This is a genomic window from Phytobacter diazotrophicus (genome assembly GCF_052061655.1).
GTDB classification, from domain to species: Bacteria; Pseudomonadota; Gammaproteobacteria; order Enterobacterales; family Enterobacteriaceae; genus Phytobacter; species Phytobacter diazotrophicus.
On the sequence record NZ_CM125428.1, the window covers coordinates 362803 to 388540 of the forward strand.

The 25738-nt window shown below is 54.2% G+C and carries 23 protein-coding genes; 19 read left to right on the forward strand and 4 right to left on the reverse strand.

Annotation, left to right across the window (positions count from 1 at the left end; all coding sequences use genetic code 11):
* Nucleotides 1–24 precede the first annotated feature (24 nt).
* From livH to ugpQ, 9 genes are all read left to right on the forward strand, one after another.
* Entirely contained in the window at nt 25–951 is a 927-nt protein-coding gene (livH, locus tag ACS0RQ_RS01690) for a high-affinity branched-chain amino acid ABC transporter permease LivH (protein WP_041851338.1), read from the forward strand.
* On the forward strand, nt 948–2225 hold the full coding sequence (gene livM / locus ACS0RQ_RS01695) for a branched chain amino acid ABC transporter permease LivM (RefSeq protein ID WP_271849292.1): 1278 nt from the start codon (nt 948–950) through the stop codon (nt 2223–2225). The genes livH and livM overlap by 4 nt, the downstream gene beginning before the upstream one ends.
* Nucleotides 2222–2989 carry a high-affinity branched-chain amino acid ABC transporter ATP-binding protein LivG gene (gene livG, locus ACS0RQ_RS01700; RefSeq protein ID WP_041851340.1) on the forward strand — a complete coding sequence of 256 codons (768 nt, stop codon included), beginning with the start codon at nt 2222–2224 and terminating at the stop codon, nt 2987–2989. Before livM ends, livG begins: the two co-directional genes overlap by 4 nt.
* A gap of 1 nt (nt 2990) precedes the next feature.
* Complete coding sequence (gene livF, locus ACS0RQ_RS01705) at nt 2991–3704, forward strand: high-affinity branched-chain amino acid ABC transporter ATP-binding protein LivF (RefSeq protein WP_041851341.1); 714 nt, start codon at nt 2991–2993, stop codon at nt 3702–3704.
* A gap of 250 nt (nt 3705–3954) precedes the next feature.
* Nucleotides 3955–5271 carry a sn-glycerol-3-phosphate ABC transporter substrate-binding protein UgpB gene (ugpB, locus tag ACS0RQ_RS01710; RefSeq protein ID WP_041851342.1) on the forward strand — a complete coding sequence of 439 codons (1317 nt, stop codon included), beginning with the start codon at nt 3955–3957 and terminating at the stop codon, nt 5269–5271.
* Nucleotides 5272–5399: 128 nt separating this feature from the next.
* On the forward strand, nt 5400–6287 hold the full coding sequence (gene ugpA, locus ACS0RQ_RS01715) for a sn-glycerol-3-phosphate ABC transporter permease UgpA (protein WP_041851343.1): 888 nt from the start codon (nt 5400–5402) through the stop codon (nt 6285–6287).
* Nucleotides 6284–7129, forward strand: coding sequence for a sn-glycerol-3-phosphate ABC transporter permease UgpE (ugpE, locus tag ACS0RQ_RS01720; RefSeq protein WP_271849291.1), 846 nt, complete (start codon nt 6284–6286; stop codon nt 7127–7129). The genes ugpA and ugpE overlap by 4 nt, the downstream gene beginning before the upstream one ends.
* Nucleotide 7130: 1 nt before the next feature.
* Complete coding sequence (locus ACS0RQ_RS01725; protein ID WP_271849290.1) at nt 7131–8204, forward strand: sn-glycerol-3-phosphate import ATP-binding protein UgpC; 1074 nt, start codon at nt 7131–7133, stop codon at nt 8202–8204.
* Nucleotides 8201–8941: a glycerophosphodiester phosphodiesterase gene (ugpQ, locus tag ACS0RQ_RS01730; RefSeq protein ID WP_271849289.1), complete on the forward strand. Its 741-nt coding sequence runs from the start codon at nt 8201–8203 to the stop codon at nt 8939–8941. Before ACS0RQ_RS01725 ends, ugpQ begins: the two co-directional genes overlap by 4 nt.
* On the opposite strand, the gene ACS0RQ_RS01735 is transcribed toward ugpQ, so the two are convergent.
* On the reverse strand, nt 8938–9390 hold the full coding sequence (locus tag ACS0RQ_RS01735; protein WP_193796337.1) for a DUF2756 family protein: 453 nt from the start codon (nt 9388–9390) through the stop codon (nt 8938–8940). The genes ugpQ and ACS0RQ_RS01735 overlap by 4 nt on opposite strands.
* A 121-nt stretch (nt 9391–9511) precedes the next feature.
* Between ACS0RQ_RS01735 and ggt the strand changes: the two genes are divergently transcribed.
* Nucleotides 9512–11266 (forward strand): gamma-glutamyltransferase, encoded by a 1755-nt coding sequence (gene ggt, locus ACS0RQ_RS01740; protein ID WP_079496994.1) that lies wholly within the window; start codon nt 9512–9514, stop codon nt 11264–11266.
* 66 nt (nt 11267–11332) lie between these two features.
* On the opposite strand, the gene yhhY is transcribed toward ggt, so the two are convergent.
* Together yhhY and ACS0RQ_RS01750 are read right to left on the reverse strand one after the other, a co-directional pair.
* A complete protein-coding gene (gene yhhY / locus ACS0RQ_RS01745) occupies nt 11333–11824 on the reverse strand; it encodes an N-acetyltransferase (RefSeq protein WP_271849288.1) in 492 nt (163 codons plus the stop codon).
* 213 nt (nt 11825–12037) lie between these two features.
* Nucleotides 12038–12679: a bactofilin family protein gene (locus tag ACS0RQ_RS01750; protein WP_271849287.1), complete on the reverse strand. Its 642-nt coding sequence runs from the start codon at nt 12677–12679 to the stop codon at nt 12038–12040.
* A gap of 298 nt (nt 12680–12977) precedes the next feature.
* Here ACS0RQ_RS01750 and ACS0RQ_RS01755 point away from each other — a divergent pair, with 298 nt between their 5' ends.
* From ACS0RQ_RS01755 to gntU, 5 genes are all read left to right on the forward strand, one after another.
* Nucleotides 12978–14015: an oxidoreductase gene (locus tag ACS0RQ_RS01755; protein ID WP_071194959.1), complete on the forward strand. Its 1038-nt coding sequence runs from the start codon at nt 12978–12980 to the stop codon at nt 14013–14015.
* Between the two features lie 123 nt (nt 14016–14138).
* Nucleotides 14139–14834 (forward strand): pirin family protein, encoded by a 696-nt coding sequence (locus ACS0RQ_RS01760; protein WP_041851351.1) that lies wholly within the window; start codon nt 14139–14141, stop codon nt 14832–14834.
* Between the two features lie 102 nt (nt 14835–14936).
* Nucleotides 14937–15932 carry a gluconate operon transcriptional repressor GntR gene (gntR, locus tag ACS0RQ_RS01765; protein ID WP_041851352.1) on the forward strand — a complete coding sequence of 332 codons (996 nt, stop codon included), beginning with the start codon at nt 14937–14939 and terminating at the stop codon, nt 15930–15932.
* A gap of 136 nt (nt 15933–16068) precedes the next feature.
* On the forward strand, nt 16069–16590 hold the full coding sequence (gntK, locus tag ACS0RQ_RS01770; RefSeq protein WP_271849286.1) for a gluconokinase: 522 nt from the start codon (nt 16069–16071) through the stop codon (nt 16588–16590).
* A gap of 12 nt (nt 16591–16602) precedes the next feature.
* Nucleotides 16603–17943 (forward strand): gluconate transporter, encoded by a 1341-nt coding sequence (gene gntU / locus ACS0RQ_RS01775; RefSeq protein WP_132440226.1) that lies wholly within the window; start codon nt 16603–16605, stop codon nt 17941–17943.
* Nucleotides 17944–18073: 130 nt separating this feature from the next.
* Here the strand turns inward: gntU and ACS0RQ_RS01780 are convergent, their stop codons facing one another.
* Nucleotides 18074–18667 (reverse strand): YhgN family NAAT transporter, encoded by a 594-nt coding sequence (locus tag ACS0RQ_RS01780; protein WP_041851355.1) that lies wholly within the window; start codon nt 18665–18667, stop codon nt 18074–18076.
* Nucleotides 18668–18829: 162 nt separating this feature from the next.
* On the opposite strand from ACS0RQ_RS01780, the gene asd reads away from it, so the two are divergent.
* The 4 genes from asd to glgC all read left to right on the forward strand — a co-directional run bounded on the left by asd (nt 18830) and on the right by glgC (nt 25661).
* Nucleotides 18830–19936 carry an aspartate-semialdehyde dehydrogenase gene (gene asd / locus ACS0RQ_RS01785; protein ID WP_271849285.1) on the forward strand — a complete coding sequence of 369 codons (1107 nt, stop codon included), beginning with the start codon at nt 18830–18832 and terminating at the stop codon, nt 19934–19936.
* A gap of 264 nt (nt 19937–20200) precedes the next feature.
* Complete coding sequence (gene glgB / locus ACS0RQ_RS01790) at nt 20201–22384, forward strand: 1,4-alpha-glucan branching enzyme (RefSeq protein ID WP_271849284.1); 2184 nt, start codon at nt 20201–20203, stop codon at nt 22382–22384.
* Complete coding sequence (glgX, locus tag ACS0RQ_RS01795; RefSeq protein WP_271849283.1) at nt 22384–24360, forward strand: glycogen debranching protein GlgX; 1977 nt, start codon at nt 22384–22386, stop codon at nt 24358–24360. Before glgB ends, glgX begins: the two co-directional genes overlap by 1 nt.
* A 14-nt stretch (nt 24361–24374) precedes the next feature.
* Complete coding sequence (gene glgC / locus ACS0RQ_RS01800) at nt 24375–25661, forward strand: glucose-1-phosphate adenylyltransferase (protein ID WP_193794550.1); 1287 nt, start codon at nt 24375–24377, stop codon at nt 25659–25661.
* The last annotated feature ends 77 nt before the right edge of the window (nt 25662–25738 follow it).

Sequence of the window (25738 nt, forward strand, 5' to 3'; positions counted from 1 at the left end):
TGTCGGGTTTAGAAAGGTTACGTTATGTCCGAGCAGTTTCTCTACTTCTTGCAGCAGATGTTTAACGGCGTGACGCTGGGAAGCACCTATGCATTGATCGCCATCGGTTACACCATGGTGTATGGCATTATCGGCATGATCAACTTCGCCCACGGCGAGGTCTATATGATCGGCAGTTATGTCTCCTTTATGATTATTGCCGCTTTGATGATGATGGGAATCGACGCCAGTTGGCTGTTGATTACCGCAGGCTTTGTCGGCGCTATCGTCATTGCCAGTGCTTATGGCTGGAGTATTGAGCGCGTGGCTTACCGCCCGGTGCGCAACTCCAAGCGCCTGATTGCACTGATTTCTGCCATCGGGATGTCAATCTTCCTACAAAACTATGTCAGCCTGACCGAAGGTTCACGTGACGTGGCGTTGCCGAGCCTGTTTAACGGCCAGTGGACGGTCGGTAGCAGTGATAATTTCGCGGCAACCATCACCACCATGCAACTGGTTATCTGGATCGTGACCTTTGTTTCGATGCTGGCCCTGACGGTGTTTATCCGTTATTCCCGCATGGGCCGCGCCTGTCGCGCCTGTTCAGAAGACCTGAAAATGGCGAGCCTGCTTGGCATCAATACTGACCGCGTGATTGCTCTGACCTTTGTGATTGGTGCAGCGATGGCGGCAGTGGCGGGCGTGTTGCTCGGTCAGTTCTATGGCGTAATCAACCCCTATATCGGCTTTATGGCGGGGATGAAGGCCTTTACCGCAGCGGTGTTGGGCGGGATCGGTAGCATTCCGGGTGCAATGATCGGCGGCCTGATTCTGGGCATCACCGAAGCACTCTCCTCGGCGTACCTGAGTACGGAATATAAAGACGTTGTGGCCTTTGCCCTGCTGATCGTCGTGCTGCTGGTGATGCCGACCGGTATCCTGGGTCGCCCGGAGGTTGAAAAAGTATGAAACCGATGCATTTTGCGATGGCATTGCTCTCCGCCGCCATGTTTTTCGTGCTGGCGGGCGTCTTTATGGGCGTGCAGTTAGAGCTGGATGGCACGAAGCTGGTGGTTAACACCGCAGCGAGCATTCGCTGGGAATGGGTGTTCATTGGCACGGCTGTGGTCTTTTTCTTCCAGTTGCTGCGCCCTGTTTACCAGAAGACGCTGAAAAACGTCTCGGGGCCGAAATTCATTCTGCCGGCGATCGACGGTTCGACCGTTAAACAGAAACTCTTCCTGGTGGCCCTGCTGGTGGCTGCCGTGGCATGGCCGTTTGTGGTGTCGCGCGGTACGGTGGATATCGCCACCATGACCATGATTTACATCATCCTCGGCCTTGGGCTGAACGTGGTGGTGGGGCTGTCCGGTCTGCTGGTGCTGGGTTATGGCGGTTTCTACGCTATCGGCGCCTACACCTTCGCGCTGCTTAACCACTATTATGGTCTCGGTTTCTGGACATGTCTGCCGCTGGCGGGCCTGGTGTCGGCGGCGGCGGGCTTCCTGCTTGGCTTCCCGGTACTGCGTCTGCGCGGAGATTACCTGGCGATTGTCACCCTCGGTTTCGGCGAAATCGTCCGTATCCTGCTGCTGAACAATACCGAAATTACCGGTGGCCCGAACGGGATCAGCCAGATTCCGAAGCCGACGCTGTTCGGTCTGGAGTTTAGCCGCACCGCGCGCGAGGGCGGTTGGGATACATTCAGCAACTTCTTTGGCGTGCCTTATGACCCCAGCGACCGTGTCGTCTTCCTATATATGGTTGCGCTGCTGCTGGTCGTACTCACCCTGTTTGTGATTAACCGTCTGCTGCGTATGCCGCTCGGCCGTGCCTGGGAAGCGCTGCGTGAAGACGAAATTGCCTGCCGGTCTCTGGGCCTCAACCCGACTCGCATCAAACTGACTGCCTTCACTATCAGCGCCGCGTTTGCTGGTTTTGCCGGTACGCTGTTTGCCGCGCGCCAGGGTTTTGTCAGCCCGGAATCCTTCACCTTTGCCGAGTCTGCCTTTGTGCTGGCCATTGTGGTGCTGGGCGGTATGGGTTCGCAGTTTGCGGTTATCCTGGCAGCGATTCTGCTGGTGGTTTCCCGCGAATTGATGCGCGATTTCAATGAATACAGCATGTTGATGCTGGGTGGATTGATGGTACTGATGATGATTTGGCGTCCTCAAGGCTTGCTGCCGATGACCCGTCCGCAACTGAAACTGAAAAAAGGTCAGGCAAAGGGAGAACAGGCATGAGTCAGCCATTGTTATCCGTAAACGGCCTGATGATGCGCTTTGGCGGCCTGCTGGCCGTCAACAATGTGGCGCTGGATTTACATCCGCAGGAAATCGTTTCTCTGATTGGCCCTAACGGTGCGGGAAAAACCACCGTCTTTAACTGCCTGACCGGTTTCTACAAACCGACGGGCGGCACCATTATGCTGCGTGACCAGCATCTGGAAGGGCTGCCGGGCCAGCAAATTGCCCGCATGGGCGTAGTGCGTACTTTCCAGCATGTGCGTCTGTTCCGTGAAATGACGGTGATTGAAAACCTGCTGGTGGCACAGCATCAGCAACTGAAAACCGGGGTCTTCTCCGGTCTGCTGAAAACGCCATCTTTCCGCCGCGCGCAGAGTGAAGCACTGGATCGTGCTGCCATCTGGCTTGAACGTATTGGTCTGCTTGAGCATGCCAACCGTCAGGCAAGTAACCTGGCTTATGGCGACCAGCGTCGTCTGGAGATTGCCCGTTGCATGGTGACGCAGCCGGAAATCCTGATGCTGGACGAACCAGCGGCAGGGTTGAACCCGAAAGAGACCAAAGAGCTGGACGAGTTAATCGTTGAGCTGCGTAACAACCACAACACCACCATCCTGCTTATCGAGCATGATATGAAGCTGGTGATGGGGATCTCCGATCGTATTTATGTCGTCAACCAGGGCACGCCACTGGCTAACGGTACGCCGGAAGAAATTCGAAACAACCCGGACGTGATCCGCGCATACCTTGGTGAGGCATAAAATGGAAAAAGTCATGTTGTCCTTTGACAAAGTCAGTGCTCACTACGGCAAAATTCAGGCGCTGCATGATGTCAGCCTGCATATCAATCAGGGTGAGATTGTCACCCTGATCGGTGCCAACGGCGCGGGTAAAACCACGTTGCTGGGAACCCTGTGTGGCGATCCGCGCGCGACCAGCGGTCGTATTGTGTTTGATGGCAAAGATATTACCGACTGGCAGACGGCGAAAATTATGCGCGAAGCGGTGGCGATTGTCCCGGAAGGGCGTCGCGTCTTCTCCCGTATGACCGTGGAAGAGAACCTGGCGATGGGCGGCTTCTTTGCCGATCGCGACCAGTTCCAGGATCGCATCAAGTGGGTCTATGAACTGTTCCCGCGTCTGCATGAGCGTCGTATTCAGCGTGCGGGCACGATGTCCGGTGGTGAACAGCAGATGTTAGCAATTGGCCGTGCGCTGATGAGCCAGCCGCGCCTGCTGTTGCTGGACGAACCTTCTCTGGGTCTTGCGCCGATCATCATTCAGCAGATTTTCGATACTATCGAACAACTGCGTAAAGAAGGGATGACCATCTTCCTCGTCGAGCAGAACGCCAACCAGGCGCTGAAACTCGCCGATCGCGGCTACGTGCTGGAAAACGGTCACGTCGTGCTGGAAGATACTGGCGATGCGCTGTTGGCGAACGAAGCGGTGCGTAGCGCCTATCTGGGCGGTTAATAAAAGCAAAACGGCAGCCATCAGGCTGTCGTTTTTAGTGTTTTCTCCCCCTTCCGAGGGAGAGGGCATCAGGCCGCACATCCTAATATATTTTCCCCTCTCCTTTCATCAATCCATCATCTCTCTGACGTCTGGCTGTCACTCTATTGTAATTAAAAGGTTATTTTTCTGTCATTCGAGCATGTCATGTTACCTCGCGAGCATAAAACGCGTGATATCGCGCATCCGGCACAACAAGAGAGAAAACCGAATGACACCGTTACGACACACAGCTTTAGGACTGGCTCTTGGGTTGATCTTTGCAGGCAACGCAATGGCTGTCACGACAATCCCATTCTGGCATTCCATGGAAGGCGAGTTAGGCAAAGAAGTCGACTCCCTGGCGCAACGTTTTAACGACACCCACCCGGATTACAAAATTGTGCCGGTGTACAAAGGTAACTACGAGCAGAGCCTGAGTGCGGGGATCGCTGCGTTCCGTACCGGTAATGCGCCCGCTCTGCTCCAGGTTTACGAAGTGGGTACGGCGACCATGATGGCATCGAAAGCTATTAAGCCGGTCTACGAAGTATTTAAAGACGCGGGTATCAACTTTGATGAGTCTCAGTTTGTGCCGACCGTTGCCGGCTACTACACCGATTCTAAAACGGGTCACTTGCTGTCTCAGCCGTTCAACAGCTCCACGCCGGTGCTGTATTACAACAAAGATGCCTTCAAAAAAGCGGGCTTAGATCCGGAGCAGCCACCAAAAACCTGGCAGGATCTGGCTGCGTACACGGCCAAACTGAAAGCCACAGGGATGAAGTGCGGTTACGCCAGCGGCTGGCAGGGCTGGATTCAGATTGAAAACTTTAGCGCCTGGCACGGCCTGCCGGTTGCGACCAAAAACAACGGTTTCGACGGTACTGATGCGGTTCTGGAGTTCAACAAACCGGAGCAGGTGAAACACATCGCCATGCTCGAAGAGCTGAACAAGAAAGGTGATTTCAGCTACTTCGGTCGTAAAGACGAGTCTACCGAGAAGTTCTATAACGGTGACTGCGCGATTACTACCGCCTCCTCTGGCTCGCTGGCGGATATCCGTCATTACGCCAAATTTAACTACGGTGTAGGCATGATGCCTTACGACGCTGACGTGAAAGGCGCACCGCAGAACGCCATCATCGGCGGGGCCAGCCTGTGGGTTATGCAGGGCAAAGATAAGCCGACTTATACCGGTGTTGCGCAGTTCCTTGAGTTCCTGGCTAAACCGGAAATCGCTGCTGAATGGCACCAGAAAACCGGCTACCTGCCGATTACGACCGCTGCATATGATCTGACCCGTAAAGAAGGCTTCTATGACAAGAACCCGGGTGCGGACATCGCAACGCGTCAGATGTTGAACAAGCCGCCGTTGCCGTTCACCAAAGGTCTGCGTCTGGGCAACATGCCGCAGATTCGTACCATTGTGGATGAAGAGCTGGAAAGCGTCTGGACCGGTAAGAAAACGCCGCAGCAGGCACTGGATTCGGCTGTGGAGCGTGGTAATCAACTGCTTCGCCGCTTCGAGCAGTCGACTAAGTCTTAATGTAAAGATGCTGGATGTTCCCCGGTGGCGCTGCGCTTACCGGGGCTACATCATTAAGTAGCCCGAATAAGGCGCTTGCGCCGCCATCCGGGAGTGCATTCAGCACCGTTTAGCCGAAGAGTAACCTCATGTCCTCATCCCGTCCGGTGTTTCGTTCGCGCTGGCTGCCTTACCTGCTGGTCGCGCCTCAACTGGTTATCACCATTATTTTCTTTATCTGGCCTGCGGGCGAAGCGCTGTGGTATTCGGTTCAAAGCGTTGATCCGTTCGGCCTGTCGAGCCAGTTTGTTGGCCTGGATAACTTTGTGGCCCTGTTCCATGACAGCTATTACCTCGAGTCCTTCTGGACGACGATGCGTTTTAGCGCGCTGGTCACTTTTTTTGGTCTGTTCTCCTCCCTGTTCTTTGCCGCGCTGGTCGACAACGTGGTACGCGGCAGCCGTGTATACCAGACATTGATGCTGCTCCCGTATGCCGTCGCCCCGGCGGTCGCCGCTGTGTTGTGGATCTTTCTCTTCAATCCCGGTCGCGGTTTGATTACCCATGTTCTTGAACAATTTGGCTATAACTGGAACCACGCGCAAAACAGTGGCCAGGCGATGTTCCTGGTGGTTTTTGCTTCTATCTGGAAGCAGATTAGTTACAACTTTTTATTCTTCTTCGCTGCGCTGCAATCTATCCCCCGTTCCCTGGTGGAAGCCGCGGCGATTGATGGCGCAGGGCCGATTCGCCGCTTCTTTAAGCTGTCACTGCCGCTGATTGCCCCGGTGAGTTTCTTCCTGCTGGTGGTCAACCTTGTGTACGCCTTCTTCGATACCTTCCCGGTGATTGATGCCGCGACGGCGGGCGGCCCGGTACAGGCAACGACCACGCTGATTTATAAGATTTACCGTGAGGGCTTTGCCGGTCTGGATCTGTCCGCATCCGCTGCACAGTCTGTGGTGCTGATGTTCCTGGTGATCGTGCTGACGGTCGTTCAGTTCCGTTATGTTGAAAGCAAGGTACGCTACCAATGATTGAGAATCGTCCCGGGCTGACTTTTTTCAGCCACCTTCTGCTTATCCTGGGCATTGTGACGATCCTGTTTCCCCTGTATGTCGCCTTTGTGGCGGCAACGCTGGATAACAAAGCCGTTTTTGAAACGCCAATGACCCTGATTCCCGGCACGCATCTGCTGGAAAACATGAAAGCGATTTGGATTAACGGCGTGGGGGCTAACAGTGCGCCATTCTGGCTGATGATGCTTAACAGCTTCATTATGGCGTTCGCCATTACCGTGGGGAAAATCGCCGTTTCGATGCTATCCGCTTTTGCCATCGTCTGGTTTCGTTTCCCGCTGCGTAACCTCTTCTTCTGGATGATTTTTATCACCCTGATGCTGCCGGTTGAAGTGCGTATCTTCCCGACGGTAGAAGTGATTGCGAACCTGAAAATGCTCGACAGCTACACCGGGTTAACGCTACCGCTGATGGCTTCCGCTACGGCGACATTTCTGTTTCGCCAGTTCTTTATGACGCTTCCCGATGAACTGATGGAAGCGGCACGTATTGATGGTGCTTCGCCGATGCGCTTTTTCTGGGACATTGTGCTGCCGCTATCAAAAACCAATCTGGCGGCGCTGTTTGTCATTACCTTTATCTACGGCTGGAACCAGTATTTGTGGCCTCTGCTTATCATCAGCGACGTCAATCTGGGCACGGCTGTTGCGGGCATTAAAGGCATGATCGCCGTAGGTGAGGGCTCAACACAATGGAACCAGGTGATGGCGGCAATGCTGCTCACGCTGATTCCCCCGGTGGTTATCGTTTTTGCCATGCAGCGTGCCTTTGTGCGTGGCCTGGTCGACAGTGAGAAATAAGATGGCAGGATTAAAATTACAGTCCGTAACCAAGAGCTGGGATAACGGCAAAACGCAGGTTATCCAACCGCTGACGCTGGACGTGGCGGATGGCGAATTTATTGTAATGGTGGGGCCATCCGGTTGCGGAAAGTCGACGCTGCTCCGCATGGTTGCTGGCCTTGAACGCGTCAGCACGGGCGATATCTGGATTGATAGCCAGCGCGTGACGGAAACAGAGCCGAAAGATCGCGGTATTGCGATGGTGTTCCAGAACTATGCGCTCTACCCGCATATGAGCGTGGAAGAGAACATGGCCTGGGGGCTGAAAATTCGCGGCATGGGTAAAGAGCACATTGCCGAGCGCGTAAAAGAGGCGGCCCGTATTCTGGAGTTGGATGGTCTGTTAAAGCGCCGTCCGCGCGAATTATCCGGCGGCCAGCGTCAGCGTGTGGCGATGGGGCGTGCCATTGTGCGCGATCCGGCGGTGTTTCTGTTTGATGAACCGCTATCAAACCTGGATGCGAAACTACGCGTCCAGATGCGGCTGGAGCTGCAGCATTTACACCGTCGCCTGAAAACGACGTCGCTCTACGTGACCCACGACCAGGTAGAGGCAATGACGCTGGCGCAGCGCGTGATGGTGATGAATAAAGGGGTGGCGGAACAGATCGGTACGCCTGTTGAAGTGTATGAAAAACCGGCCAGCCGCTTTGTGGCGAGTTTTATCGGTAGCCCGGCGATGAACTTGCTGGATGGGCGTATCAGTCACACCGGTACCCATTTTGAATTGGATAGCGGCATGGCCCTGCCCATTAACTGGTACTACCGGGGCTATGCCGGACGTAAAATGACATTGGGTATCCGCCCGGAACATATTGCGTTAAGCTCACAGTCCGCAGGTGGCGTACCGCTGGTGATGGATACGCTTGAGATGCTTGGCGCAGACAACCTGGCCCACGGTCGCTGGGGCGATCATAAGCTGGTGGTGCGCCTTGCACATCAGGACAGACCCAAGCAGGGCAGTACGCTGTGGCTGCATTTGCCGGAGAATCACCTGCACCTTTTTGACGGTGAAACAGGACAACGTGTATGAGCAACTGGCCTTACCCCCACGTCGCCGCCCATCGTGGCGGTGGGAAACTCGCCCCGGAAAATACGCTGGCGGCAATTGATGTGGGCGCTCGCTACGGTCACACGATGATCGAGTTCGATGCGAAGTTGTCGAAAGACGGGCATATTTTTCTGCTGCATGACGATAATCTCGAGCGCACCAGCAACGGCTGGGGTGTTGCCGGGGATCTGGAATGGAACGATCTGCTGAAAGTAGACGCAGGCGGCTGGTTTGGCGGCGAATTCAAAGGTGAACCACTGCCGCTGCTGTCGCAGGTTGCCGACCGCTGCCGTCAGTACGGCATGATGGCGAACATCGAAATTAAACCGACGACCGGCACTGGCCCGCTGACGGGTAAAGTAGTGGCACTGGCGGCGCGCGAACTCTGGGCTGATATGCCAACACCGCTGCTGTCGTCGTTTGAAATTGATGCGCTGGAGGCGGCGAAAGCGGCAGCACCTGAACTACCGCGTGGGTTGCTGCTGGATGAATGGCGCGATGACTGGCGGGAGTTGACTACCCGTCTGGAATGTTTCTCCATCCATCTTAATCACACGCTTCTTGATGAAGAACGTGTGGATATGCTGCGGGATGCCGGGTTACGCATTCTGGTTTATACCGTCAATCGCCCGCAGCGCGCATCTCAACTGCTACGCTGGGGCGTTGATTGCATCTGTACCGACAATATTGAAGTCATCGGGCCGGATTTTCAGCCTTAAGGCGTAACGGTTTTTAGCGGGATATTCGCTTGCGGCGTGCTGGTATGGGTTTGATTCAGCATGCTGCTGCCGGCCTGGTTAGCGGGCAGCATATGTTGCTGCTGACCCAGTGTCGCATCGTTGTTAACGCTTTGGTTCAGCATGCCGCCGTTTGTATTGGGGAGCATCTGCTGGGTACCCGGATCGAGCTCCCCCGGCTGCGCCTGCCTTACCCGCTGGGAATTATTATTAATCTGCGCTTCCAGATGCTGCTGTTGCAGGCGCGTTTGCGTCTGCAAATTCTGATTTAACATCCCTTTTTGCTGCTGTTGCTGATTAAGCATTTGCGTCTGCATTCGCTGCTGACTCGGTATCTGATAACCCGGTTGGTTCGGGTTATTGGTGGTATTGAGCGGCTGTGCGAAAGCGGCCAATGGTAAGAACGCGGCCAGAATAAATAGTCGTTTCATCATCTTCTCCTCCTTCTGAAGGTTCTTATAAGTTTACTCCGTTTCACGCACTACGATGATCTTTTAGGAGTTCTGAACCAGACTTAAGCGGGGACTGTAGCCCCTTCTCAGGAGAACGACGATGATGAAACAGAAGTTTGCGCGTTGGGTGGCGATAGCCGCTCTGATGGCGGGAGGATGTTTTAGCGTTGCGGCGGCACCTCCGCCCGTTGCGGCACCGGCTCCGGTGTCGTATGGCGTTGAGGCGGATGTCTTTCATCCGGTTCGTGCGAAACAGGGGATGGTGGCATCCGTTGACGAAACCGCAACCCGTGTTGGCGTCGATATCCTCAAACAGGGGGGCAACGCCGTGGATGCCGCCGTGGCAGTTGGCTATGCGCTGGCCGTAACGCACCCGCAGGCCGGTAATCTCGGTGGCGGCGGGTTTATGATGATCCGTACCAAAGATGGCAAAACGACCGCAATTGATTTTCGTGAAATGGCCCCGGCAGCAGCAACGCGCGATATGTTTCTTGACGACCAGGGCAACCCGGACAGCAAAAAGTCCCTCACGTCACACTTAGCTTCCGGTACGCCGGGCACAGTGGCGGGCTTTTCGCTGGCGCTGGAAAAATATGGCACATTGCCGCTGAATAAAGTCGTACAGCCGGCCATTAAGCTGGCAAAGCAGGGCTTCGTGGTGAATGACGCGCTGGCTGACGATCTCAAAACCTATGGCAGTGAAGTGCTGCCAAACCATGAAAACAGCAAAGCCATTTTCTGGAAAGACGGCGAGCCGCTGAAAAAAGGCGACAAACTGGTTCAGGCGAACCTGGCAAAGAGCCTGGAGATGATTGCTGAAAAAGGGCCGGACGCATTCTATAAAGGCTCGATTGCCGATCAGATTGCTCAGGAGATGAGTAAAAACGGCGGGCTGATTACGAAAGAAGATTTGGCCAATTACAAAGCCGTCGAGCGCACCCCCATCAGCGGCGACTATCGCGGCTACCAGGTTTTCTCCATGCCGCCGCCCTCTTCCGGGGGGATCCATATCGTTCAGATCCTCAATATCCTTGAGAACTTTGACCTCGCAAAATATGGCTTCGGCAGCGCGGATACCTTGCAGGTAATGGCGGAGGCGGAAAAATACGCCTATGCCGACAGGTCTGAATACCTTGGCGATCCGGATTTTGTGAAGGTGCCCTGGCAGGCGTTGACCAACAAAGATTATGCAAAATCGCTGGCTCAGCAAATCGACGTCAACAAAGCGAAGCCATCAAGCCAGATTCGTCCGGGCAAGCTTGAGCCCTACGAGAGTAACCAAACAACCCACTATTCGGTGGTGGATAAAGACGGTAATGCCGTCGCGGTGACCTACACCCTCAACACAACCTTTGGTAGCGGGATTGTGGCGGGAAATACCGGCATCCTGATGAACAATGAAATGGATGATTTCTCGGCCAAACCTGGCGTGCCGAATGTCTATGGTCTGGTGGGAGGCGATGCGAATGCGGTAGGGCCGGGCAAGCGTCCGCTCTCTTCCATGTCGCCGACTATCGTGGTGAAAGACGGGAAAACCTGGCTGGTTACGGGGAGTCCTGGCGGTAGCCGAATCATCACAACTGTGCTGCAAATCGTAGTAAACAGCATCGATTTTGGGATGAACGTCGCCGAGGCGACCAATGCCCCGCGCTTCCATCATCAGTGGCTACCGGATGAGCTGCGCGTCGAAAAAGGCTTTAGCCCGGACACCCTCAAGCTGCTTGAGCAGAAAGGGCAGAAGGTTGTTGTGAAAGAGGCGATGGGCAGTACGCAGAGCATTATGGTTGGCCCGGACGGCACGCTATACGGTGCGTCTGACCCGCGTACGGTGGATGATTTAACGGCGGGATATTGAGTTTCTCAATCCCCTCTTCCTGAAAGGGAGAGGGGATAGGTTGAGCGGTTTGTTAATCGTGGAGACTTACTGTTTTATCCGCGCCATAAAATAGGCGTCCACGTATTCGCCGTTGCGCAGGGCGAAGCGCTTTCCGGTTCCTTCAATTTTAAAACCGAACTTCTGATACAGCGTCAGCGCCGGGGCATTATCAACGAAGACGGTCAGTTCAATACGTTCTATTCGCAGCCAGTTGTCGCACAGGTTCACCATTTCGCGCATTAACGCGCTGCCTACGCCACGCCCATGCTTTTCCGCTGAAACGCCAATTCCAAAGGTGGCAACGTGGCCGCGCCGGGGATTTTCCATGATATCCAGAGCCAGGTGTCCGACGACCTCTTCGTCAAGACAGGCGACGAGGTGGCGCCGGCCTGGTTTGACGGCGGCCCTTTCTTGCCACATCGCCATGGAAGGATGAGGAATTTGTAGCGTGTCGTGATACACCCCAGGATGTGAATTGATGTGGCGTAATGCTTCTGCATCGCTGGCTTCAATATGGCGTATCACAATGTCACTCATTCCTTTTTCCTCTTTTAGTGAAATATCCTCTTCAACATCACGAAGTTTGCAAAGTGCGTCAACTGCCATTTTTTGCAAAAAAGGGTAGACAAGTGCGAATGATAATGATTATTATTGCCATGCGTTCAGGGAAACCGATGCGGTAATCCTGAAAGCACGACATTGCTCACATTGCTTCCAGTATTTCTTAGCCAGCCGGGTGCTGGCTTTTTTTTACCTGCGTTTTCCCTCAGCCTTTTTGCTTGTGGCCTCCGTGGTGGTGTCGAGCACCAGCCCCACAACGTTCGTCTGCTCCTGTCGTGGGGCACGCAGTTCCGCATGGCCTGTAAAGGTGCCGCCCTGTTTTATGCTCAGCGTGCGATAAACCAGCGTGCCGGTTAGCGTACCGTTTTCGGCAATATCTACCGCATCGCCCGTACACTGGCCTGTCACGGTGCCGTCGATAATCAATTGCTGGCAGTTAATGTTGCCTTCGACACGTCCTTCACGCATGACGTTGACCAGACTCTCTTTCACGTCGATATCACCTCGTACGCTGCCGTAAACGTACACCGGGCTGGATGAAGCAATATTGCCTTCAAGATGAACATCACGGGCGATCACCGTAGATGTTTCCAGCTCAGCCTGGTGTTGATTATCGGTAGAAGGGGTGGCAGCTATCGCGCCGGGGTTTTCGCTGTTTTTATGTTTTTTGAACATGCCTGTTATGAATCCTCTCAGGATAAAAGCGCTAAAGGTGGCAAAGGCCAGTAGTCCTGCGTAACGCGCCAGCGATGATGCGCCAACGCACCAGGCCAACAGCGCAAACAGCCAGACCAGAAGGGTGAGGTTTAGCAGGAGATATTTTCTGTCCATGCATAATTCCCTGAGCCGCTTTCCATGGCAGCCAGCCTGATGCGTGGCTGACCTGTTATTGCGAGAAACATCCTGCTTTTCGCGGCACTTTTATCGGCAATTTGGTCAATGAGATCAAGACGTGTCAGAGGATTTTAAGAATGGAAGTGGTTGTTTATTCTGCTTTTATAATCACGGTAAATGCATCGTAAGTTCAGAATGATTTGGCTGTATGTCTTGTTCGTTGATGACAGTGGTTTTTATCGGTGGGCGTCTTGCGCTAAGGTTTAAGGCTGCGACGCTAAACAAGGACAGCATTATGACTCTGCATTGCGCATTTATCGGCTTTGGTAAAAGCACCACCCGCTACCACCTCCCTTACGTTCTGAATCGCAAAGATACCTGGCATGTGGCGCATATCTTTCGCCGCCATGCGAAACCGGAAGAACAGCATCCGCAGTATCAGCATATTCACTTCACCAGCGATCTTGATGAGGTGCTCAATGATCCGCAGGTCAGGCTGGTCATCGTTTGTACCCACGCGGACAGCCATTTTGAGTACGCGAAACGGGCGCTGGAAGCCGGGAAAAACGTGCTGGTAGAAAAGCCATTCACGCCAACGATTGCCGAAGCCGTCACCCTCTTTGAACTGGCAAAAAGCAAAGGCCTGACCGTCACGCCGTATCAGAATCGCCGCTTTGACACCTGTTTTTTGATGGCCAAAAAAGCCATTGAGAGCGGCAAGTTAGGTGAAATTGTTGAAGTGGAGAGCCACTTCGATTACTACCGCCCGGTTGCAGAAACGAAACCGGGCCTGCCGCAGGACGGATCCTTCTACGGGCTTGGCGTGCATACGATGGATCAAATTATTTCACTGTTTGGTCGCCCGGACCATGTGGCGTATGACATTCGTAGCCTGCGCAACAAGGCCAACCCGGATGACACCTTTGAAGCGCAGCTCTTTTATGGCGATCTGAAAGCCATCGTAAAAACCAGCTATCTGGTCAAAATCGACTATCCGAAGTTTATTGTCCACGGGACCAGAGGATCATTTATCAAGTACGGCATCGACCAGCAGGAGACCAGCCTGAAGGCCAATATCATGCCTGGTGAAGCGGGATTTGCGGCAGATGACAGTATCGGCGTGCTGGAGTATGTGAATGACGCGGGTGAAACGGTGCGTGAGGAGCTGAAACCGGAAATTGGTGACTATGGCCGGGTCTATGATGCGCTCTATGCCACGTTGACCACCGGGGCGGATAATTACGTCAAGGAATCTGATGTTCTGACCAACCTGGAGATCCTGGAACGCGCCTTCGAACAGGCCTCTCCATCCACGGTAACCCTCGCAAAATAAGTGGTCTTAAGGTTACAAAACTCGTTCATTTTTTTTGAACAGAGGAGTCAATTTTCACCCTCTATGATTGATCAGCGATCGGGTCCACACTTACCCCATCGAAACGAACATGAGGGTGAAAACATGATTTATTTACGCAAAGCAAACGACCGTGGCCACGCAAATCATGGCTGGCTTGACTCCTGGCATACCTTTTCGTTTGCCAACTATTATGATGCAAACTTTATGGGTTTTTCTGCACTGCGTGTGATTAACGACGACGTGATCGATGCCGGGCAGGGGTTTGGCACCCATCCCCATAAAGATATGGAAATCCTGACGTATGTACTGCAAGGCGCGGTCGAACATCAGGACAGCATGGGCAATAAAGAACAGGTTCCGGCGGGTGAATTCCAGATTATGAGCGCCGGCACCGGCGTACGGCACTCTGAGTACAACCCCAGCGCCACTGAACCGCTGCGTCTGTATCAGATCTGGATTATTCCAGAAGAAAATGGTATCACGCCGCGTTACGAACAACGCCGCTTTGATGCAACGCAGGGCCGCCAACTGGTGCTGTCGCCGGATGCTCGCGACGGTTCGCTGAAAGTGCATCAGGACATGGAGCTTTATCGCTGGGCGCTGTTGAAAGATGAGCAGTCTGTGTATCAGGTTTCTGCAGACCGCAAAATCTGGATTCAGGTGGTGAAAGGTGAGGTATCCATTAACGGCACGAAAGCGACCACCAGCGATGGCCTGGCTATCTGGGACGAGCAGGCTCTGTCCATTCATGCCGATAGCGACAGCGAAATTTTACTTTTCGACCTGCCGCCAGTTTGATCGGGCTTAAATAAATGACGCAACCTTCTGGTTAACACCAGAAGGTTGCGTGCTGTCCGTGATAAACTTGCCTGATGTTTCCCCGTTTATCAATTCAGGACGATGAAAAAGAAAAGACCCGTACTTCAGGATGTGGCCGATCGCGTTGGCGTGACCAAAATGACGGTCAGCCGATTTTTACGCAACCCGGAGCAAGTCTCCGTGGCGCTTCGGTCTAAAATAGCGGCTGCACTTGATGAACTGGGCTACATTCCGAATCGGGCTCCGGATATTCTCTCCAATGCCACCAGCCGTGCGGTTGGCGTGCTGCTTCCCTCTTTAACCAACCAGGTGTTCGCAGAAGTCCTGCGCGGCATCGAAAGCGTGACGGATGCGTTTGGCTATCAAACCATGCTGGCGCACTTCGGCTATAAACCTGAGCTGGAAGAAGAGCGGCTTGAATCCATGCTGTCGTGGAATATTGACGGCCTTATCCTCACTGAACGTACCCATACGCCTCGCACGCTGAAAATGATTGAAGTGGCGGGTATCCCTGTTGTTGAACTGATGGACAGTAAGTCTCCTTGCCTGGACATCGCCGTTGGCTTCGACAACTTTGAAGCGGCACGGCAGATGACGGCGGCCATTATTGAACGTGGTCATCGCCGGGTGGCCTACCTGGGCGCACGTCTCGACGAACGTACTATCATCAAACAGAAGGGGTATGAGCAGGCGATGCTTGATGCGGGTCTGACGCCATACAGCGTGATGGTAGAACAGTCGTCGTCCTATACCGCGGGCATTGAGCTTATGCGGCAGGCACGTCGCGAATACTCGCAACTGGACGGAATTTTTTGCACCAACGATGACCTTGCGGTCGGCGCGGCGTTCGAATGCCAGCGTTTGGGGCTCAAAGTTCCTGATGATATGGCGATCGCCGGGTTCCACGGTCACGACATTGGCCAGGTAATGGAGCCGCGTCTGGCGAGCGTCCTTACGCCGCGTGAACGTATGGGGCGTATTGGCGCAGAACGCCTGCTGGCGCGCATTCGTGGTGAATCTGTTACGCCAAAATTGTTAGATTTAGGTTTCACATTGTCACCGGGTGGATCTATTTAGTCTGACAAATTTGAAGTAGCTCACACTTATTCACTTCTGGCACGAATGGTTATTGCTTATCCATTACCCCGGCAGGACAATGTTACCGATAACTGTTACCCGTAACAATTCACTTTGTACCTGTGGGAGCTACGCTTTGAGCACGACTAACCATGATCACCACATCTATGTCCTGATGGGCGTATCTGGCAGTGGTAAATCCGCTGTCGCCAGTGAAGTGGCGCATCAACTCCATGCCGCGTTTCTTGACGGCGACTTCCTTCATCCACGCGCCAACATCATGAAAATGGCCGCAGGCGAGCCGTTGAATGACGATGACCGTAAACCCTGGTTGCAGGCACTCAACGATGCGGCCTTTGCAATGCAGCGCACCAACAAAGTGTCGCTGATTGTCTGTTCGGCGCTGAAAAAGCGTTACCGCGACCTGCTGCGTGACGGCAACCCTAACCTCTCCTTTATCTACCTGAAAGGGGACTTCGATGTTATCGAAAGCCGCCTGAAAGCGCGTAAAGGCCACTTCTTTAAAACGCAAATGCTGGTGACCCAGTTTGAAACCCTGGAAGAGCCGGGTGCGGATGAGCGCGACGTACTGATCGTTGACATTGACCAGCCTCTGGAAGGTGTTGTCGCCAGCACAATTGAAGTGATTAACAAATAAAGGCAGTTTGTTGTGAGTACATTGACGCTTGTTTTAACAGCAGTTGGCTCTGTGTTGCTGCTGCTGTTTTTAGTCATGAAAGCGCGTATGCATGCTTTCGTTGCTTTGATGGTGGTTTCTATTGGTGCAGGGCTTTTTTCCGGTATGCCGTTGATCAAGATTGCGGCGACCATGGAAAAAGGGATGGGCGGGACGCTGGGCTTCCTCGCCATTGTGGTGGCTTTAGGGGCGATGTTCGGCAAAATTCTGCATGAGACCGGCGCGGTCGATCAGATTGCCGTGAAGATGCTCAAATCTTTTGGTCACAATCGCGCGCATTTCGCGATTGGCCTGGCGGGGTTGATTTGCGCGCTGCCGTTGTTCTTTGAAGTGGCGGTGGTGTTGCTGATAAGCGTTGCCTTCTCTATGGCACGCCATACCGGCACTAACCTTGTGAAGCTGGTGATTCCGCTGTTTGCGGGCGTGGCGGCAGCCGCAGCGTTTCTGCTGCCTGGGCCTGCGCCGATGCTGCTGGCTTCCCAGATGCACGCTGACTTTGGCTGGATGATCCTGATTGGGCTGTGCGCTGCCGTTCCTGGAATGCTGATCGCCGGGCCGCTGTGGGGCAACTTTATCAGCCGCTATGTCGAGCTGCATATCCCCGACGACATCACTGAGCCGCATCTGGGCGAAGGTAAAATGCCGTCATTTGGCTTTAGCCTGTCGCTGATTCTGCTGCCGCTGGTGCTGGTGGGGCTGAAAACTATCGCTGCACGTTTTGTGGCAGAGGGTTCGGATCTCTACAACTGGCTGGAGTTTATCGGTCACCCGTTCACCGCGATTCTGGTGGCTTGCCTGGTGGCAATCTACGGTCTGGCGATTCGCCAGGGCATGGCGAAAGACCGGGTCATGGAGATCTGTGGTCAGGCATTGCAGCCTGCCGGGATTATCCTGCTGGTGATTGGTGCGGGCGGTGTATTCAAGCAGGTGCTGGTGGATTCCGGTGTTGGCCCGGCGCTGGGTGAAGCGCTGACCGGTATGGGGCTGCCGATTGCAGTGACCTGTTTCGTGCTGGCAGCCGCCGTGCGCATTATTCAGGGGTCGGCGACCGTTGCCTGTTTGACGGCGGTGGGTCTGGTGATGCCGGTGATTGAGCAACTGCATTTTTCCGGTGCGCAACTGGCGGCCCTGTCGATTTGTATCGCGGGTGGCTCCATTGTGGTGAGCCATGTGAATGATGCGGGTTTCTGGTTGTTCGGTAAGTTTACCGGCGCCACCGAAGCGCAGACGCTGAAAACCTGGACGTTAATGGAAACGATTCTGGGCACCACAGGGGCGATTGTCGGGATGATTGCCTTTACGTTGTTGAGTTAAGAATTGCAGGGAGACGGTGCGGTTTGGTGCCCTCACCCCGGCCCTCTCCCACGGGGAGAGGGAGCAAAAACTAAAAAAGGCAACTTGCGTTGCCTTTTTGCTTTTGTTCCCGTTGCCTTTTTGCTTTTACCTAGCCCTTCATCCACAGGCGGATGCCGTCCAGGAACATCTGGGTTGCGAGCATCACCAGAACCAGCCCCATTAAACGCTCCAGCGCGTTCACCCCTTTCTCGCCGAGCAAACGCAGGAACAGCGACGATTGCAGCAAAATCGCCACGGTACCGCCCCAGGCTATCAACAGGGCAATCACCAGATGGCCCATCTGATTAGGGTACTGGTGCGAAAGCAGCATCAGGGTGGCAAGCAGCGTTGGCCCGGCCACCAGCGGAACCGCCAGCGGTACGATAAACGGTTCTTCACCCGCCGGCAGCCCCATGCTGCTGCCGGACTCGCTGGGGAAAATCATCTTAATGGCGATCAGAAACAGGATGATGCCGCCGGAAATCGAAACCGTTTCGGCGCGTAGGTTGAGAAACGCCAGAATATTTTCGCCCGCGAAGAGGAAAACCAGCATCAGCACCAGTGCGATGAGCAGCTCGCGAATCATGATTTTTCGGCGGCGCTTCGGCTCAGTATGCTTGAGTACTGACATAAATATCGGCAGGTTCCCGAGAGGGTCCATAATCAGGATCAACAACACTGCCACCGAAATGATTTCGCTCATTATCAATTACCCATTTTGCCGCTGATTAGCGGTATTTCTGATGGCTTGCCCATCATTGATTAATTTCACTTGCGACTTTGCGTGCATTTTGTAAGGTGGACTATTAGCGCCAGTTGGATACTGGCTCGCACTAACAGCACACACCTTCGCAGGAAATACGCTATGAAAAATGTTGGTTTTATCGGTTGGCGCGGAATGGTCGGCTCCGTACTCATGCAACGCATGGTAGAAGAGCGCGACTTCGACGCCATTCGCCCGGTCTTCTTTTCAACTTCCCAGCTTGGTCAGGCAGCCCCGACGTTCGGCGGTAAGTCTACCGGTACGTTGCAGGACGCATTCGATCTGGAAGCGCTGAAGGCCCTCGACATCATTGTCACCTGCCAGGGCGGCGATTATACCAACGAAATTTATCCAAAGCTTCGTGAAAGCGGCTGGCAGGGTTACTGGATCGATGCTGCCTCTTCTCTGCGTATGAAAGATGACGCCATCATCATTCTTGACCCGGTGAACCAGGCTGTCATCACCGACGGCCTGAACAAAGGCATCAAAACCTTCGTTGGCGGCAACTGTACTGTCAGCCTGATGCTGATGTCCCTGGGCGGTCTGTTCTCCAATGATCTGGTTGAATGGGTTTCTGTGGCGACGTATCAGGCGGCTTCCGGCGGCGGTGCGCGTCATATGCGTGAACTGCTGGCGCAAATGGGGCAACTGCACGGCCTCGTGGCTGCTGAACTGGCAGATCCGGCGTCTGCCATCCTCGATATCGAACGCAAAGTCACCCAGCTTTCCCGCAGCGGCGAACTGCCTGTCGACAATTTCGGCGTGCCGTTGGCAGGCAGCCTGATTCCGTGGATCGACAAACAGCTCGATAACGGCCAAAGCCGCGAAGAGTGGAAAGGCCAGGCTGAAACCAACAAGATTCTGGGCACAAACACCACGATTCCGGTTGATGGCCTGTGTGTCCGCGTTGGCGCACTGCGCTGCCACAGCCAGGCATTTACCATTAAATTGAAAAAAGATGTGTCTATCCCGACCATCGAAGAGCTGCTGGCGGCCCATAACCCATGGGCGAAAGTGGTGCCGAACGACCGTGAAATCACCATGCGCGAACTGACGCCTGCGGCGGTAACCGGCACGCTGACGACCCCTGTAGGGCGTCTGCGTAAGCTGAATATGGGGTCGGACTTCCTCTCTGCATTCACCGTAGGGGACCAGCTCCTGTGGGGCGCAGCGGAGCCGCTACGCCGCATACTACGCCAACTGGCGTAATCAAAAATTTATTTAAAAAGGGGTGCTTGTCACCCCTTTTTTTTGCGTATTAACGGAGTGTACGCAGATGTTGATATTTTTCTCGGGAGTCAGATAAAGCGTTGGCTATGCTTTAAGTGGGGTGTTTACGCATTCTGCCTGAAGGTGGGACGGAGCAGAGAGGATGCACATTATGTGCTTGCGCCGTTCAGGTCAAAAAGAATGTCACAGCTGGGCGTATAACCTTGCCGGGAAAGGTGTGACATAGATAAAAAGGATGAAACCATGTCTGTTTTTGTAGATAGAGACGTGATTAATGCACTAATTGCAGGCCATTTTGCAGACCCCTTTTCCGTACTCGGCATGCACCAGACGGAAGCCGGGCTGGAAGTTCGCGCATTATTACCTGATGCGACCGAGGTCTGGGTCATTGAACCCAAAACCGGGCGCAAAGTAGGCAATCTGGACTGCCTTGATTCACGCGGTTTCTTTAGTGGCGTTATGCCGCGCCGCAAAAACCCCTTTCGCTACCAGTTAGCCGTTATCTGGCATGGCCAGCAAAACCTTATCGACGATCCTTACCGCTTTGGTCCATTGATTCAGGATATGGACGCCTGGCTGCTTTCCGAAGGTACCCACCTCAGGCCTTACGAAACGCTGGGCGCACATGCGGATACGATGGACGGCGTGACAGGGACTCGCTTCTCTGTCTGGGCGCCAAACGCCCGCCGTGTTTCCGTGGTCGGGCAATTCAACTACTGGGATGGTCGCCGCCATCCGATGCGCCTGCGCCGTGAAAGCGGTATCTGGGAGCTTTTCATTCCGGGTGCACACAACGGCCAGCTCTATAAGTTTGAGATGATTGATGCGCATGGCAATCTGCGGATCAAATCTGACCCGTACGCCTTTGAAGCCCAGATGCGCCCGGAAACGGCCTCCATGATTTGCGATCTACCGGAAAAGGTAGAGCAGACAGAGGCGCGTAAAAAGGCCAACGAGTTTGATGCGCCCATCTCCATCTATGAGGTGCATTTGGGGTCATGGCGTCGCCACACGGACAATAATTTCTGGCTGAGCTACCGTGAGCTGGCGGACCAACTGGTGCCGTATGCAAAATGGATGGGGTTCACCCATCTGGAGCTGTTGCCCGTTAATGAGCACCCGTTTGATGGAAGCTGGGGCTATCAGCCGACGGGTCTCTATGCCCCGACGCGCCGCTTTGGCACCCGCGACGACTTTATCTACTTTATCAAAGCGGCTCACGCTGCCGGATTGAATGTGATTCTGGACTGGGTACCCGGTCATTTCCCGTCCGATGACTTTGGCCTGGCCGAGTTTGACGGGACCGCGCTCTATGAACACAGCGATCCGCGTGAAGGTTACCATCAGGACTGGAATACCCTGATTTATAACTACGGCCGTCGCGAAGTCAGCAACTATCTGGTGGGCAATGCGCTCTACTGGGTTGAGCGTTTTGGTATCGACGCTCTGCGCGTGGACGCGGTCGCCTCCATGATTTACCGCGATTACAGCCGTAAACAAGGTGAGTGGATCCCCAACGAATTTGGTGGTCGGGAAAACCTTGAGGCCATCGAATTTTTGCGTAGCACCAACCGTATCCTCGGCGAGCAGGTTCCTGGCGCAGTGAGTATGGCGGAAGAGTCCACCGACTTTGCCGGCGTCTCGCGTCCACCATCACTGGGCGGCCTGGGCTTCTGGTACAAGTGGAACCTCGGCTGGATGCACGACACCCTGGATTACATGAAGCTCGATCCGGTCTATCGCAAACACCATCACGACAAACTCACCTTCGGCATGCTCTACAACTACACGGAAAATTTCGTGTTGCCGCTTTCCCATGACGAAGTGGTACATGGCAAGAAATCCATTCTTGACCGTATGCCCGGCGATGCGTGGCAGAAGTTTGCCAACCTGCGTGCGTACTACGCCTGGATGTGGGCCTTCCCCGGTAAAAAGCTGCTGTTTATGGGGAACGAGTTTGCGCAAGGGCGTGAGTGGAACCATGACAGTAGCCTCGACTGGCACCTGCTTGAAGGGGGCGATAACTGGCACCACGGCGTGCAGCGTCTGGTGCGGGATATGAACCACGTCTACCGTCATCACAAAGCGTTGCATGAGCTGGATTTCGACCCGTATGGCTTTGAATGGCTGGTGGTGGATGACCATGAGAACTCGGTGTTTGTCTTTGTACGTCGCGATAAAGCCGGCAACGAGATCATTGTCGTCAGCAATTTCACACCGGTTCCGCGTCATAACTACCGCTTTGGTATCAACCAGCCGGGGCGCTGGCGTGAAGAGCTGAACACGGACTCGATGCACTACCACGGCAGCAATGCCGGCAATGGCGGTGGTGTACAGAGTGATGAGATCCCGGTGAACGGCAGGGCGCATTCTCTCTCTGTGACGATTCCGCCGCTGGCAACCGTCTGGTTTGTGCGGGAGGGGTGATGACCAAACTGACCGCAGGCAACGCGATGCCACTTGGGGCCCATGTCGAGAGAAATGGCGTGAATTTCACTCTATTTTCGGCACATGCGGAGCGAGTCGAACTGTGCATTTTTGATGACGAAGGCAACGAACAACGTTATGACTTGCCCGCCCGCAGCGGCGATGTCTGGCACGGTTTCCTGGCAGATGCGCGGCCTGGTACGCGTTATGGCTATCGCGTACACGGTCCGTGGGAACCGGGGCAGGGGCATCGCTTTAACCCGGCGAAGTTACTGCTCGATCCCTGTGCGCGCCGTGTCGACGGTGACGTGAAAGACAGTCCATTGTTACACGGGGGCTATGACGCTCCTGATCCGCATGACAGCGCGGCAATCGCGCCGAAAAGCGTGGTCGTGGATGACGCGTTTGACTGGGGGAATGATGCCGCGCCACGTACGCCATGGGGCAATACGGTCATCTATGAAGCCCATGTCAAAGGGCTGACCTGGCTGCACCCGGATTTGCCAGAAGAGATCCGCGGTACCTATAAAGCCCTTGGTCATCCGGTCATGATCAACCACTTCAAGACGCTGGGTATCACGGCGCTGGAACTGATGCCGGTGGCGCATTTTATCAGCGAGCCGCGTCTGCAACGTCTGGGGTTAAGCAACTACTGGGGCTATAACCCATTGGCGCTGTTTGCACTTGACCCGCGTTATGCCACCGCTCCCGAGTTAGCCATCAATGAGTTTCGTGAGGCAGTTAAGTCCCTGCATCAAAACGGTATTGAGGTCATCCTCGATATTGTGCTCAACCACAGCGCTGAAATTGACCTGCATGGTCCGACGCTCTCCCTGCGCGGAATCGATAACCGTAGCTATTATTGGATAAGGGGCGACGGTGATTATGAAAACTGGACCGGTTGCGGTAACACCCTGAATTTGAACAACCCAAGCGGCGTGGCCTATGCCCTGGCCTGCCTGAAATATTGGGTTGAGACGTTCCATATCGACGGCTTTCGCTTTGATTTGGCAACGGTTATGGGGCGCACGCCGGGATTCAGCCAGCAGGCGCCCTTGTTCGACGCAATTAAAAACTGCCCGTTACTTTCGCAGGTGAAGCTTATTGCGGAGCCGTGGGACATTGGCGAAGGCGGTTATCAGGTGGGTAATTTCCCGCCCTTATTTGCCGAATGGAATGATCATTTTCGTGACGCTGCCCGCCGCTTCTGGCTGGAGCAGTCACTCTCTCCTGGGGAATTTGCCGGGCGATTTGCCGCATCCAGCGATATGTTCCGTCGCGAAGGGCGTCTGCCCCATGCGTCGGTCAATCTGGTGACGGCGCATGACGGGTTTACGTTGCGTGACTGCGTGAGTTTCAACCATAAGCATAACGAAGCGAATGGCGAGGAAAATCGCGACGGTACTAACAATAACCATAGCAATAATCATGGTATAGAAGGGTTAAGTAGCAGTCTTGATGTGACAGAAAGGAGGCGAGCAAGCGTCCATGCCCTGTTAACAACACTGCTACTTTCCCAGGGAACACCAATGTTGTTGGCCGGTGACGAACATGGTCATAGCCAGCACGGTAATAACAACGCTTACTGTCAGGACAATGCGTTGACCTGGCTTGACTGGCAAAACGCAAACAGTGGGCTAATGGCATTTACCGCCGCGTTGATTCACCTTCGCCAGCGCATTCCCGCCTTAACCCGGGATGCATGGTGGGAAGAGGGCGATGGCAACGTGCGTTGGCTTAATCAGGAAGCACAACCTCTCAGCGTTGCGGAGTGGCAAAGCGGTGTCCACCGCCTGCAAATCCTGCTGTCCGATCGTGTACTGCTGGCGATTAACGGCACGCATGAAGTGGCTGAGATTGCGCTACCAGAAGGGGAATGGCGTGCTGTTCCTCCGTTTGCCGGTGAGGATAATCCGGTAGTGATGGCTGTCTGGCATGGGCCCGCGCACGGAGTGTGCGTCTTTGAAAGGTCATAAAAAAGGAGTTAGTCATGGTTAGATTAGATAAGAACGATCCCTTAATGTTAGCGCGCCAGCTGCCATTAAAATCTGTAGCCCTGATACTTGCGGGAGGGCGCGGAACCCGCCTTAAAGATTTGACAAAAAAACGCGCCAAACCCGCGGTTCACTTCGGCGGTAAGTTCCGTATTATCGATTTCGCATTATCCAACTGCATTAACTCCGGTATTCGTCGTATTGGTGTGATCACGCAGTATCAATCCCACACGCTGGTGCAGCATATTCAGCGTGGCTGGTCCTTCTTCAACGAAGAGATGAACGAATTTGTCGATCTGCTACCTGCGCAGCAGCGTGTGCATGGCGAGAGCTGGTATCGCGGCACCGCCGATGCGGTCACGCAGAACCTCGACATCATTCGCCGCTATGGTGCGGAGTACATCGTCATTCTGGCCGGTGACCATATCTATAAGCAGGACTATTCACGCATGCTTATTGATCATGTCGAAAAAGGTGCGCGTTGCACCGTGGCCTGTCTGCCGGTGCCCATCGAAGAGGCAAGCGCGTTTGGCGTTATGGCTGTGGATGAAAACGACAAAGTTATCGAGTTCGTCGAAAAACCCGCCAGCCCGCCTTGTATGCCCAATGACAGCACGAAATCGCTCGCCAGCATGGGGATTTATGTTTTCGATGCTGAGTACCTTTACGAGTTGCTTGAACAAGACGACAAGAATGAAAACTCCAGTCACGATTTCGGCAAAGATATCATCCCGCTGATAACCAAGTCTGGCATGGCTTATGCACATCCCTTCCCATTATCCTGTGTGCATTCGGACCCTGACTCAGAACCCTACTGGCGTGACGTAGGAACCCTCGAAGCGTACTGGAAAGCAAACCTCGATCTCGCATCAGTTGTACCTGAACTGGACATGTATGACCGTAACTGGCCAATACGTACCTATAATGAATCTTTACCACCGGCGAAATTTGTTCAGGACAGATCGGGAAGTCACGGTATGACACTGAACTCACTGGTTTCCGGTGGATGTGTGATATCCGGATCGGTAGTGGTGCAATCGGTATTGTTCTCACGGGTACGTGTGAATTCGTTCTGCAATATCGACTCTGCCGTTCTTTTACCGGAGGTCTGGGTCGGACGCTCCTGTCGCTTGCGGCGTTGTGTTATTGACCGGGCCTGTGTCATCCCGGAAGGGACGATCATTGGTGAAAACGCAGAAGAAGACGCCCGTCGGTTCTACCGCTCCGAAGAGGGCATTGTACTGGTGACGCGCGAAATGCTGCGTAAATTGCAACAAGAGTAACAGCATCGAGATAACCTTGCGCGGAAGGGGTCCGCGCGCTGTTTTTCCCGCTAACGCCCGCTAAGTGTTAGCGGTTT